General features: G+C 61.9%; 9 protein-coding genes. 3 read left to right on the top strand and 6 right to left on the bottom strand.

What is annotated here, in order from left to right; genetic code table 11:
• Positions 1-735: 735 nt before the first annotated feature.
• The 6 genes from ACI5FR_RS04335 to ACI5FR_RS04360 all read right to left on the bottom strand — a co-directional run bounded on the left by ACI5FR_RS04335 (position 736) and on the right by ACI5FR_RS04360 (position 9001).
• Positions 736-2076, bottom strand: coding sequence for an FAD-dependent oxidoreductase (locus tag ACI5FR_RS04335; protein ID WP_405450788.1), 1341 nt, complete (start codon positions 2074-2076; stop codon positions 736-738).
• Positions 2077-2112: 36 nt separating this feature from the next.
• On the bottom strand, positions 2113-3663 hold the full coding sequence (locus ACI5FR_RS04340) for an extracellular solute-binding protein (RefSeq protein WP_405450790.1): 1551 nt from the start codon (positions 3661-3663) through the stop codon (positions 2113-2115).
• A 37-nt stretch (positions 3664-3700) separates the two neighbouring features.
• A complete protein-coding gene (locus ACI5FR_RS04345) occupies positions 3701-4564 on the bottom strand; it encodes a carbohydrate ABC transporter permease (protein ID WP_405450792.1) in 864 nt (287 codons plus the stop codon).
• Positions 4558-5472, bottom strand: coding sequence for an ABC transporter permease (locus tag ACI5FR_RS04350; protein ID WP_405450794.1), 915 nt, complete (start codon positions 5470-5472; stop codon positions 4558-4560). The genes ACI5FR_RS04345 and ACI5FR_RS04350 overlap by 7 nt, the downstream gene beginning before the upstream one ends.
• A 117-nt stretch (positions 5473-5589) precedes the next feature.
• Positions 5590-7401 carry a cache domain-containing sensor histidine kinase gene (locus ACI5FR_RS04355; RefSeq protein WP_405450797.1) on the bottom strand — a complete coding sequence of 604 codons (1812 nt, stop codon included), beginning with the start codon at positions 7399-7401 and terminating at the stop codon, positions 5590-5592.
• 13 nt (positions 7402-7414) lie between these two features.
• Positions 7415-9001, bottom strand: coding sequence for a response regulator (locus tag ACI5FR_RS04360; RefSeq protein ID WP_405450799.1), 1587 nt, complete (start codon positions 8999-9001; stop codon positions 7415-7417).
• A gap of 866 nt (positions 9002-9867) precedes the next feature.
• Here ACI5FR_RS04360 and ACI5FR_RS04365 point away from each other — a divergent pair.
• Genes ACI5FR_RS04365 through ACI5FR_RS04375 form a run of 3 tightly spaced genes read left to right on the top strand, consistent with a single transcriptional unit; the run spans position 9868 to position 12536 of the window.
• Positions 9868-10632 carry a YveK family protein gene (locus tag ACI5FR_RS04365; protein ID WP_405450802.1) on the top strand — a complete coding sequence of 255 codons (765 nt, stop codon included), beginning with the start codon at positions 9868-9870 and terminating at the stop codon, positions 10630-10632.
• The gene (locus tag ACI5FR_RS04370) at positions 10580-11296 is read left to right on the top strand and encodes a CpsD/CapB family tyrosine-protein kinase (RefSeq protein ID WP_405450805.1); all 717 of its coding nucleotides are present in this window, start codon (positions 10580-10582) and stop codon (positions 11294-11296) included. Before ACI5FR_RS04365 ends, ACI5FR_RS04370 begins: the two co-directional genes overlap by 53 nt.
• A 4-nt stretch (positions 11297-11300) precedes the next feature.
• Positions 11301-12536, top strand: a complete 1236-nt coding sequence (locus ACI5FR_RS04375) for a lipopolysaccharide biosynthesis protein (protein ID WP_405450808.1) — start codon at positions 11301-11303, stop codon at positions 12534-12536.

Here is a 12536-nt window from a genome sequence, read left to right on the forward strand (position 1 = left end):
ATAGCCGCGAAGGAGAGGTCGATGAGCGGCCGGCACCTGGCCGACGAAGGCGTAAGGCTGCGCGGCTATGAGGTGGAGGAGGCGGACGGGCACGTGTACGTGTGGATGACGTGAGGAGGGGCCTGCCCAGCTGAATTAGCGGGAAAAACCACCTAACTCGACGCGGAACTCCCGGTCTCCGGCCGAATTAGCGGGAAAAACCATTCTATTCGAAGCTGACCACCCGGTCTCCGGCTGAAATAGTCGGCGGGACCGACTAATTCGGCACGTGACCCCGGCCATCGGCGCGAGTTAGTCGGTGGGACCGACTAATTCGGCACATGACCCCGGCCATCGGCGCGAGTTGGTCGGCGGGACCGACTAATTCGGCACGTGACCCCGGCTTGCGGCGCGAGTTAGTCGGCGTGACCGACTAATTCGATGCGTAACCCCGGCCATCGGCGCGAGTTGGTCGGCGGGACCGACTAATTCGGCACATGACCCCGGCTTGCGGCGCGAGTTGGTCGATGGGACCGACTAATTAGGCACGTGACCCCGGCCTTCGGCGCGAGTTGGTCGGCAAGACCGACTGAATTCACATGAGAAGTGCACGCAAAGCAAGGAATTAGTCGGCGAGGCCAACTAATTCCTGCTCGAAGCGGAAACACTTTGGGCCACGCCTGACCACCTGCCGCAAAGGCTGGCGCACACACCTCCCGGCGGTGCGACTGCTCCCCTGCCGCACGGCCCGAGCGGCTAGTCCGCCGGCGCGGCGGCCGCAGCCGGCGCCGGCACGATCGCGCCGGCCCGGCGCAGCGCGTCGCGCAGCTCCGCGACGTCGACGTCGCGCACGGCGACGCCGCGCCGGGCCGCGATCGCCGCGGCCGCGCCGGCGGCCTGGCCGATCGCGCTGGCCGACGCCTGCACGCGGTAGGCCGAGTGCGCCTCGGCGTCGCCGGAGATGCAGCGCCCGGCCGCCAGCAGGTGCTCGCTGCCCTGCGGGACGAGCGCGCCGTACGGGATCGTCGCCACCACACCGTCCGCCAGCGGACGGATGTCGATCGTGTTGTCGTCGTGCCGGTGAATGTCGATCGGGTAGTAGCTGTAGCAGACGGCGTCCGGCCAGACGTAGCCGGTCTTGTAGGCGTCGCCGGTGATCCGCGTCTCGCCCACGATGCGCCGCGTGTCGCGGATGCCGCACTCGACGGCGACGTCTTCGACGGCGAGCCGCTCGCAGCCCGGCACCCGGCGCAGCAGCCGGTACGCCCGCAGCAGCGCGGCGCGAGCATGCAGCTCGGTGGCCGTCTTGGCCGGCGAGGTGGCGGCGTCGATGCCGACGATGTGGTTGTGGTTGCCGCCGCCGGAACGGAGCTCCCGCCACAGCGGGGGCTCGCCCGGCCCCGGGCGCGAGAAGTCCGTCGGCCGCAGCTCGCCGGCCGCGATCGCTTCCCGCGCGAGCCGCTCGAGCGCGGTGCGGTCCACCTCGGCGAGCGCGTAGCCGCCGAGCCGGTAGATGAGCGTGCCCGGCTGCTTGCACGCGTCTTCCTCCAGTGCGCAGCCGAGCAGCGCGGCGATGTTGGCGTCGCCCGTGGCGTCGACGAGCTTGCGGGCCCGGACGGCCGTGAGGCCGGACTTGCCCGCGAGCACCGCCACGCAGCCGTCCCCGTCCGGCCGGATCGCGGCCGGCAGCTCATGCAGCCGGAGCGTCACGCCGGCCTGCACGCACATGTCGTCCAACACGGTCGCATAGACGAACCGGTTGACCGAGATATGGTGGGCAGGATGGCGTCCCGGCTCGTAGGGGACCGAGAAGTCCTGCAGATCGGCTCCGCCGCGCGCGACGGTCTCCTCGATCAGCTCCCAGCCGATGCCGCGGATCACCTGCCGGCCGAGGCGCGTGTGGAACAAGCCCGGGAAGTTGACCGACGCCACGGTCGTCGTGCCACCCAGCATCCCGTTTTTCTCCACGAGCGCTGCCCGAACCCCGTCCCGGGCGGCTTGAATCGCGGCGGCGCAGCCGGCCGGGCCGCCGCCGAAGACGAGGACGTCGTATTCGGCGCTAACCGGCAGCGACGTCTGAAACTCATACACATGCATAGCGGCCTACTCCTCTCTTTTCAGAGTCACCTACGGTCACTTGATCAACCCCAATGCCTTCAATTCCTTCTCCGCCTCGCTCACGATTTTGTCCAGCTGGTAGGTCGACTGCAGCGTCTTCAGGAACGCCGGCATATCGCTCGTCGGGCGTTTGCCGTAGACGAACTTCACCATTTCCTCCAGCTCATATTTGTTCTTGTCGCTCATATTGACGCCATCGGGCACCGGCAGGAAGCCGTCATAGATCCGTATGACCGGCAGCTTGTTCGTGAACTCGAAGTACGTTTTCTGCCCCGGGAAGCGGGCATTCAAATAGTCCATCTCGATCCGGCCGGTCAGCTGATGAATCGTCGCCTGCCCGATCTCCGCCACCTTCGTCTGATCGACTTCGACTTGCCCGTTCACGACCTTATAGTGAGTCCCTTCGATGCCGTAGTTGACGAGCAGCTGGCCTTTACCGCCGGACACATAGTCCAGGTACTCGATAATCTTCTCCACCTTGGCCGGCTCCTTCTCGAGGGACTTCGGCAGCACATAGCGGTTTGAGGTGTTGCCCTCGTCGTACATGTCTGCGAACTTCCCGCCCGGCCCGGTCATAGCGTCGAGCTGCGTCCATTTTTGATTCGGATTGATCGAATTCATCTTCTGCTCCATGTCGGGCCGCTTGATGTGCGCCCAGTGGGCGTAGACGATACCGGCTTGCCCCTTGAACGCCTTCTCCTGGTGAGACAACCCCGTATTGGTCAGAAACTCGGGGTCGATCAGGCCTTCGTCGAACATCCCTTTGATATAGTCAAGCGCTTTGACTGTTTCGGGCAGCGCGGACGAATACACCGCCTTGTTATCCTTGATCATGATATGCCCCGGGGCGGCGACGCCGAAGGCGGCGAAGATGGGGCTCAGCGTCCCCTCGAAGCCGAGGCCGGTAATGCCGATCGTATCCTTCTTGCCGTTGCCGTCCGGATCGCGCTCCACGAACGCTTTGGCCACCGCCTTGAGCTCGTCGAGCGTCGTCGGCGCCTTGAGCCCCAGCTTGTCAAGCCAATCCTGGCGCACCCAGAATGTCGTCTGCACGGGAATAAGCGGCCGGTATGGAATGGCGTATTGCTTACCGTTCACTTGCCCTTTTTTCATAAGCGTATCGGTGAACCCATTGGCCGGCGTCAAATTCGGCATCTTCTTCAGGTAAGGGGTCAAGTCGAGCAGCATCCCTTGCTTCGCATAAGCGAACATCTGATTTTTGTCCACGCCGAAAATATCAGGAGGCGTCCCTCCCGCCAACCGCACGTTCAACTGCTGTTCGTACTCGGAAGGCACCATGGAGATGTCGAGATTCATGTTCAAGTCCTTGTTCAGCTGCTGTAGCAGCACATCCTTATCCGGAGCCGGCAAGCCCGTGCCGCCGCGTAGCATCGTGATTTTGACGGGAGCGGAGGGAGGCTTGGCAGTCGCGGAAACGGAAGCACCTGGTGACGGCTGGCCGGACGACGAGGCCGAGGGCGGGTTGTCGGAGCCGGAGCTGCAGGCCGAAACGACGAGCCCGGTTCCAAGCGCGACACTCAGTACAAGCGGCAGACGGATTTTCATATCGAATCATACCCCTCTCTAATTTTGGGAAAACACACTATCCTTTAATGGAGCCCAACAGCGCGCCCTGCGTAAAATATTTCTGGATAAACGGGTACACGACCAGAATCGGCAGCGTCGATAAAATGACCGCGGCCATCTGCAGCGTCTCCGTCGGCAGCACCCGCTCGAAGTCTTGCTCCGGCATTTGGCTCTGGTTCAAAATCCCCCGGAGGATAACCTGCAGCGGATGCTTCGTGTTGTCGGTCACGTAGATGATCGCGCCGAAAAATTCATTCCAATGCCCCACCGCATAGAACAGCCCTACCGTCGCCAGAATCGGCAGCGAGAGCGGCAGGACGATGGAGAGGAAGATGCGCGTTTCCCCGGCGCCGTCGATTTTGGCCGCTTCGTCCAGGTTTTCCGGCAAGTTTTCGAAAAACGTCTTCATGATGAGCAAATAAAACGCGCTGACGGCCCCTGGAAGGATCATCGCCCAGACCGAATTGACGAGCCCGGTCGCTTTGACCACCAGATAAGTCGGAATGATGCCGCCGCTGAACAGCAGGGTGAAGACGACGAGAAGCAGGAAGACGTTGCGGTAAGGCAAATCCTTCTTGCTCAGCGGATACGCCATAAGCGAGGTGAGCACCAGATTCACCAGCGTTCCGACCATCGTGATGAAAATCGTGACCCCGTACGCCCGCGGAATTTTGGAATCTTGTAGAAAAGTCGCATAGGCCTCAAACGTCACTCGGCGCGGGATAATCGCGAAGCCGCCTCGCTTCAGCACCTCCGCATAGGGCGTGAGCGATACGGCGATGACGTACAGCAGCGGGAAAATGACGCTGATCGCCGCCATTGTCAGCAGACTATACACGATGATCATATAAGTCCGTTCCTGCCAGCCCCGGGTCACCATATGCTTCCCCCCCAACGTCTCGCCATCCGGTTGGCGCTGATGACGAGCACCAGCCCGATGAGCGATTTGAACAACCCGACGGCTGAGGCGAGGCTGAAGTTGAACTGCTCGAGCCCGGTGCGGAACACGTACGTGTCGAGAATGTCGGCGACCTCGTACACCTTCACGTTGTACATGATGTAGATCTGATCGAACCCCGCGTCCAGGATGTGCCCCAACCGCACGATGAACAGCAACAGGATGACGTTGCGGATCCCCGGGAGCGTAATGTGCCAGATGGAGCGCAGCCGGCCGGCGCCGTCGACCCGAGCGGCTTCATACAGGGTAAGATCGATGCCGGTGATGGCGGCCAAGTAGATGATCGCGCTCCAGCCGAACTCCTTCCAGACCTCCGAGCCGATCAGCACGCTGCGGAACCAGGTCGTCGAAGTGAGGAAGGGGATGGCCGCATCGAAATGCTCTTTCATCCAGACATTGACGAGCCCCGTCGTCTCCGACAGCAGGACGAGCAGCATGCCGTACACGATGACCCAGGATAGGAAGTGCGGCAAGTACGCGATCGTCTGGACGATCCGCTTGAAGGGGGCGAACCGCACCTCGTGCAGCAGGATCGCGAACACGATGCCGGGCGCCATCCCCCAGACGAGCTTATAGACGGAGATGAGAATCGTGTTGGACATGATCTTCGTGAAATAAGGCGAGTCGATGAAATACTGGAAATGCTTGTACCAGGGATCCGCCCAAGGGCTGCCCCAGATGCCGTTCATGAAGCTGAACTCCTTGAAGGCGATCAGCGTCCCGAACATCGGAGCGTAGCGGTAGATCACGAAGTAGATCAGTCCCGGCAACAGCATCAAGTATAGCGGGCTATAGCGTCGCAGCAGCCGCAGCCGAGCCGTTCTCCCCATTGCCGGATTCCTCCCTTCCTGTGGTTGATGTATAAGTGGCGAGCGCTTACATTTCTAATTGTAGAACCCGGCGGCGCAGCCAGGAACAGGGCTGAATTAGCCTTTCGCAAGGGTGATTTATGGAGTGTGCTCAAGCATTGGATGGCGGATCACGACGCGCAGGCCCGAGGTCGGGCTGCTAGCGAGCGTGAGCCCGTACTCGTCGCCGAAGCTGACGGCGAGCCTGCGGTGCACATTGCGGAGTCCGAGCCCGATGCGGCCGGGCGTGCCCGCGGATTCGGACGTCGCCGCCGCGTTTTCAACGGGACGGTCGTTATTTCCGGAGGACAGCAGCCCAGTCAAGGCGGACAGCTGCTCCGGCGTGCAGCCCGGCCCATTGTCCTCCACGATGCATACGATCGAGCGTTCCTCGCGGAAGACGGAGATCAAGAGCTTCCCTTCGCCGAACGGCAGCCGATCCATGCCGTGGCGGACGGCGTTCTCCACGATCGGCTGCAGGATCAGCTTCATGAACGGGACGTTCAATAGCGACGGCTGCACATGGTACAGCACTTGGAAGCCGCCCTTGCGCAGCTGCTCGATGAACACGTAGGACTTCATATGCTCCAGCTCTCGCTCGAGCGTCGTCAGCTCTTCGCCTTCGTTCAGACTGAAGCGCAGCAAGTCGGCGAGTGCCGTCGCCATGTCGGCGATGGCCGCCTGCTGGGCGGACTCGGCCTTCCACTTGATCGCGTCGAGCGTGTTGAACAGGAAGTGAGGATTGATCTGATGCATGAGCATTTGCAGCTCGAGCTTGCGCTTCTCTCGCTCCGCCTGCTTCGTCGTCTCCAGCAGGTCGAGCATGCCGCCGATCATGGCGTTGTACCCGCCGACGAGCTGGCCGATCTCGTCCCGACGCTGCGTATAGGGGTCGCAGCGGTCGAGCGCGCCTTGGCGCACGCGGCGCATGTAGCGTACGACCGTTCGGATCGGTACGGTCACGTGGCGGGTGAGCAGGGCGAGGAGTGTGGTGATCACGGCCAAGCTGGCGGCCAAGGCGAGCCACGTATATTGCTTAATGGCGTTAATCGGTCCGAGCACATCCGACACCGGGATCATCGCGGCCACTCGCCAGCCGTTGTAGCGGAGCGCCAGCGCATCTGCATAATAGAGCGTGTTGTCGCTTGAGATCGCGGGGAGACGGTCCAGGCGCCCGGAATCCTGAGGAATGGGGAGGCGGGAGAAAAAGGAGGGGCCGAACCGGGACGCCGGGTCGAGCAAGTTGCGCCCGTTCCCGTCAATGACGGTCAGTTGGTATCTCGCGTAACGGTCGTTCGTCACCAGCCGCTTCTGCACGAAAGGGCTTGGGGCGCGGATAACCATGACCCCCAAGTTTTGAAAGCGGCCGTCGAGGGAACGAATCAACCGGATGTAGTAAAAATCCGTCTGCCGCATGCCCGAAGCATTCGCCGACTCGTCGGACAGCCAGAAGCCGCGCCCGTCCGACTGCAGCGCCTGCCCGAACCAGTCGGTGTCGAGCTGCGGCATGCTGCCGATGAGTGTCCCGTACCCGGCATATTTGTCCAGATCGGCCGGGTAAATGCTCAGGTCGTACGGCCCGGCGAGGGAGTAGCGGATTTTGCCCAATTCATACAGAAAATCGATCTCCTGCGGCTGGTCGTTCTTCGCGCTAATGAGGAGGCGCTGCAAGGCGCTGGATGAGTAGATGTCAACCGAGCGGCGCTCCACATCGTCGAACCATTCTTCCATCCGCTGCGCATTCATCTGCAGATTGTCGGAGAGGAACGCTTCCGCCGCCTTTTCCAATTGCCGCCCGTACTGGCTGTTGGAGAAGAAGCCGAGGCTGAACACAGGGATATAGACGGAGACGAGCAGCAGGAACAGCAGCTTCTGATACAGCGTCAATGTGGGCAGTCGCCAACGCTTCATGGTCCGGTCTCCTCTAGCGGTCGAATGGGTGGGCGATGCCCATGCGGTAGTCTTTGGGGGACAGCCCGGTTTTCTTCTTGAAAATTTGGCCGAAATGCTGCAGATCCTGGTAACCGACCGCACGGACGATCTCGTAGATCTTGAGCTCCGAGTCGCGCAGCAGCCGCTTGGCCTGCTCGATGCGGACGTCGGCCAAGTAGTCGACGAAGTTGACGCCGCATTCGCGCTTGAACAGCTGGCTCAGCCAGACCGGGTGAATGGACAGCGTCTCGGCGATCCCTTGGAGCGTGATCGGCTCGGCGTATCGCTTCTCAATGAGCTGCTTCGCCTTCTCGATGATGAAGTGCGAGGTGGTGGAGTTGATCTTCCTCGCCAGCTGCACCACGTACTCGCTCATGCACGCTTGCAGCGATTCAAAGCTGTCGCAGCGGTCGAGCGCTTCCCAGAGCTCGAGCGGCACGTGGTGCAGGCTGCTCTCGACCCGGCTCGCGAGCGAGGCGTGCAGCTCCGCTAGCCATTCGAGCCCGGCGCGGGACAGCTCGCGCAGGTCGGGTGTGCGGAGGCGCAGCGCCAGCTCCCGAAGCAGCGCCTCTACCGCTGCCGTGAGGGTGGCCGCGTCGGCGGCCAGCATCGCTTGAGCGATGTGCTCGGGGGACGTTTGTTGCCCCTTCGCCCCTGTATGGAGGCTTGTGCGGGTGTGCAGCTCCGCGTAATACTGCTTGGTCCGGCCTTTGCTCAGGCTGCACACCTGCAGCGCCTGCAAAGCCTGCTCATAGGCGGTGGCGAGCGACTGCACGCCCCCGGCAGGGACACTGATGCCAATCCGGACGGTGGTCTTGTTGTAGAGGGCGATCTTCTCGGCGACTTCCTCGGTGAGCCGGTCCGTGTCGGCCGCGCCTGCGATGAGGCACCACTGATTGCGGGCGTTGCGGAACAGGACGGAAGGAGTGAACTCCCGGATGATGTCGTCTACGATGTTCCCTATGGCGAAGCTGATCAGGTCGGCTTCCTGTTCGGCACGGGACCGGCCGTGTCCGGCGGCGTCGATTGCGATCACGGCGTAGTCGGTCGCGGCCAGCCACTCGAGCGACCAGAACATGAGCCGATGGTACACGTGCTCGTGCAGCGCGGTCGTCTGCAGGCACAGCCCGTGCAGGAACTTGTCTCGCAGCGCCTTGGCGCCCAGCTCGGAGGCGGCCGGGTCGCGGTGCTTCCGCGCCTCGTCCTCTTCGCGGACGGCCTCGATCATGCCGAGTACGACGGAGCGGAAGCGCTGCTTGTCGAACGGCTTCAGGATGTAGTCCTGCACGCCGAGCCGAATCCCTTGTTGCGCATATTCGAAGTGGTTGTATCCGCTTACAATAATCGTTTTCGGTTGGTACGTTTTGGTCACGACCCGTTCAATCAACTCCAGGCCGGAGGCATGCGGCAGCACGATATCGGTGATGATCACCTCGGGAGCGTGGTCCTGAATATGCAAGATGGCTTCCTCGGCATTGTCGAACGCGTGCACATGGTCGAGCCCGTCAACCAGCTCGGCCATGACCTCGGTCATGCCGGCCAGGATTTCTTTCTCATCTTCGACGATGACGACATGCATCGGGTGTCCTCCTCTACGGTGTCGAGTCTTTTTATCATAATATAGAATGGGCGGCGACATATACAAGGTTCTTTTAGTGGTTGGCATGGGTCGTTTAAGGTGGGGGTTAAGGCTGTGTTGGCCATTACTCCGCATAATTCAAAGCGTTGTGGATGGACATGGATCGGGTGGTTAGCGGGGCTAAATAATCAGAAAATTTTGTCTATAAGCAGGAGTTCCGGTTTGAACGGCGAATGTATTGTTCATAGGAACTTCTGCAAGAAGGTCATCCCCTGCGGGATGTGGGTTGAAACCATGTCATGTCTAATTGAAGAGTTAAGCTCGGAAAGCCGTCTCCGGTGGTTCGCCACGGAGGCGGCTTTTGTTTGTGGGGGCTGGAGGGTTAGCAGCAAAGTTTGCCGTTAATCGTTTATTTGAAGGTGACCGCAGCCCCGCTGCCCGCCAGATCCCGCGATCTAAAGAAACTTTTCTACTCTGCAGCCCCGCCGAAGCCCGAACTCACGCTCTAAAGAGACTTTTCTACTCTACAGCCCCGCAGAAAGCCCGAACCCGCACTCTAAAGTAACATTTCTACTCTGCAGCCCCGCCGAAAGCCCGAACTCACGCTCTAAAGAGACTTTTCTACTCTACAACCCCGCCGAACGTATGATCCCTTCGGACAATCCTTCGGACAACCCTTCGGACAACCCATCCGTTCTCCCTAAACTCCCCCAAAAAAACGGATTGCAAATTGGACATAACATGGAAGGACGAGAATAAGATAGTACAGCAATCACGAAATGTATCAAGCCCGATGCAAGGCCCATCGATCCCGCAAACCAAAACCAACCAAGCCTGCAACACATCCCGCCGTAAGGAGAATCGCTATGGAATTCGAACTGGGCAGCCTGTGGAAAATGCTGAAACGCCGTCTGCTGTTCATCTCCGCCCTGTCGATCGGCGCGCTCGCTCTCGCCTGGTACGTCAGCTACTACGTCCTGAAGCCGGAATACGAGGCGACCGCCTCGCTCCTCATTCAGGGGGACAAACAAGCGCAAGCGATGGGGGACATCGTAGCCGGGCAAAAGCTGGTGACGACCTACGGGGAGATCATCCGAAGCAACCGGATTGCGGAGGAGGTGGTCAGGCGGCTCTCGCTGGAGATGACGCCGGAGAAGCTGCTCGAGCAAGTGAAGACCCGGACGAGCAGTGAATCGCTCGTGACGACGGTCGTCGCCAAGGACCGGGATCCGCAGCGGGCGGCCGACATCGCGAACGGCTTCGCCGAAGCGTTCAATGACAACATCCGCTCGATCATGGGGGTAGAGAACGTCCTGTTCCTCGATTCCGCCAAGGTGCCGTCCCAGCCGATCCCGATTACCCCGAAGCCTTACTTCAACATGACGGTCGCGTTCGGCTTGGCGTTCATGGCGGGCATCGCGCTCTCGATGCTCAGGGAGATGGCCGACAAGACGGTGAACAGCGCGAGAGACATCGAGCTCGACCTGCAGCTGCCGCTGCTGGGCACGCTCGGCAAGCTGAAGCCGCGCAAACGCAAGCCGGCCCCGAAAACCAAACCTGCGGAGGGAGCAAGCGGCTATGAAGAAAACCATACCCAGGTTGTATTGCCTGGCCCAACCGAAGTCCGCTAACGCGGAGCTGTTCCGCACGATCCGGACGAACATCCGCTACTCCCGCGTCGGCGGCGAGATCCGCTCCGTGCTGGTGACCAGCTCGCTGCCGGGCGAAGGCAAGTCGACGGTGGCCGTCAATCTGGCGGCCGCGATGGCGGAAAGCGGGAGGAAGGTGCTGCTCCTCGACGGCGACCTGCGGACGCCGGCCGTGCATGAGGCGTTCGACCTGCCGAACGGCTCCGGCCTGACGAGCATCCTCGTCGACCAAGCCGGATGGATGGACTGTGTGTACGCGATCCGGGACGCGCCCGGCCTGCACGTGCTGCCGTCCGGCCCCGTATCGCCGAATCCGGCCGAGCTGCTCGGCTCGGCCGGCATGCAGCAGCTGTTCGAGGAGCTGCATGACAGCTGGGACACGATCGTCATCGACGCGTCCTCGGTGCTCATGCCGTTCTCCGACGCCCTGACCTTGGCCAAGATGGCGGAGGGCGTCCTGCTCGTCGTCCAATCCGGCAAGGTGCTGCACAAGCATGTGACGGCCGCGAAGCTGCTGCTGGAGCGTAATGGCGCGCATCTGCTCGGGGCGGTGCTGAACCGGCGAAGAGGCGGCTCGCGCCCGTACGCGATCCGGAGCGAGGAGTTCGCCGACTGGGCGGCCGCCTCGAGTCCGGGGAAAGGATAACGCGATGCGTCTGGCGGCCATGCGCTACTTGCTCGGCAACTTGACATACGCGGGGGCCCAGTTCGTCATCGTGATGCTGCTGAGCAAGTTCGGCTCGCCTGCGAGCGTAGGCCAATACGCGCTGGGCCTCGCGGTGACCGCGCCCGTCTTCATGCTGTCGCATCTGCACCTCCGGGCGATGCTGACGGTCGACGTGGCCGGCCGGTACGCGATCGGCGAATATGCCGGCTTGCGCCTCCTCACCACGATCGCAGCCTTCGGCATCTCGGGCGCCATCGCCCTGCTGGGCCGCTTCGGAGCCGAGACGGTCGCGATCATCCTGCTGATCAGCGTGTCGCGCGTTATCGAATCGATCAGCGACCTGTGGCTCGGCATTTGTCAGAAACACGAGAGGCTCGATACCATTGCCGCCTCCAGAGCGGCCAAAGGTTTGTTCTCCATGATCAGCATCGCTCTGGTCTACATCCCCACACATAGCCTCAGCTTGGCTCTACTCACCATGATCACCGGATGGTTCTGTCTAACGCTCGGATTGGAAGGCCGCAGGGCGCGCCAGCTCGCTACCCTAAGGCCTGTATTTACCGCACAGCGACTGCTGCTGCTGCTGCGGGCCTGCGCGCCCCTTGGCGTCGTGCTGGCGCTCTTGTCGCTCAACGCGAATATTCCGGCCTACTCGATCGCCGCCTTTCGGGGGGAGCATGAGCTCGGCATCTATGCCTCGCTCTCCTATTTCATCGTCGCCTGCAATGTGGTCGTGACGGCGCTCGGGGAAGCCGCAACTCCTCGGCTCGCACTCTGGCACGCAGCCGGGCTGCACGGCGACTTCATCCGATTGCTCCGCCGGCTAATGGCGATAGGACTCACCGTCAGTGCTGCGGCGCTGGCCGGCGGCTGGCTGTACGGGCAGGAGCTGTTAGCGCTGCTGTACAGCCCCGCGATGGCGGACGAGACCCGCCTGTTCCATTGGATTCTCGTGTCGACGGTGCCGGTCTTCGCCGCATCGTTCCTCTGGTATGCCCTTACGGCTACCGGCCAGTTCAAGGTGCAAGTCCCGTTGTTCCTGGCCACCGCGAGCGCGAACGCGCTCGTATGCCTGCTGGCCGTCCCGGGCCACGGACTCGTCGGGGCAGCCGCAGGCGCCCTAGCCGCAGCCGGAGTACAGACGGCAGGCGGCGCCGCAGCGCTGGCGGCTGCGATACGCAAGGCAAAGCGCGCGGAGCGGGGGAGGGCGGCAGCCTAA

Origin of the sequence: Paenibacillus sp. HJGM_3 (assembly GCF_045062745.1) — a bacterium.
Lineage (GTDB): Bacteria > Bacillota > Bacilli > Paenibacillales > NBRC-103111 > Paenibacillus_AA.

Coding starts and splice junctions, on each gene's coding strand:
- ACI5FR_RS04350 (WP_405450794.1), bottom strand. CDS start 5,472: ATGGGGAGAACGGCTCGGCTGCGGCTGCTGCGACGCTATAGCCCGCTA.
- ACI5FR_RS04340 (WP_405450790.1), bottom strand. CDS start 3,663: ATGAAAATCCGTCTGCCGCTTGTACTGAGTGTCGCGCTTGGAACCGGG.
- ACI5FR_RS04355 (WP_405450797.1), bottom strand. CDS start 7,401: ATGAAGCGTTGGCGACTGCCCACATTGACGCTGTATCAGAAGCTGCTG.
- ACI5FR_RS04370 (WP_405450805.1), top strand. CDS start 10,580: ATGAAGAAAACCATACCCAGGTTGTATTGCCTGGCCCAACCGAAGTCC.
- ACI5FR_RS04360 (WP_405450799.1), bottom strand. CDS start 9,001: ATGCATGTCGTCATCGTCGAAGATGAGAAAGAAATCCTGGCCGGCATG.
- ACI5FR_RS04345 (WP_405450792.1), bottom strand. CDS start 4,564: ATGGTGACCCGGGGCTGGCAGGAACGGACTTATATGATCATCGTGTAT.
- ACI5FR_RS04335 (WP_405450788.1), bottom strand. CDS start 2,076: ATGCATGTGTATGAGTTTCAGACGTCGCTGCCGGTTAGCGCCGAATAC.
- ACI5FR_RS04365 (WP_405450802.1), top strand. CDS start 9,868: ATGGAATTCGAACTGGGCAGCCTGTGGAAAATGCTGAAACGCCGTCTG.
- ACI5FR_RS04375 (WP_405450808.1), top strand. CDS start 11,301: ATGCGTCTGGCGGCCATGCGCTACTTGCTCGGCAACTTGACATACGCG.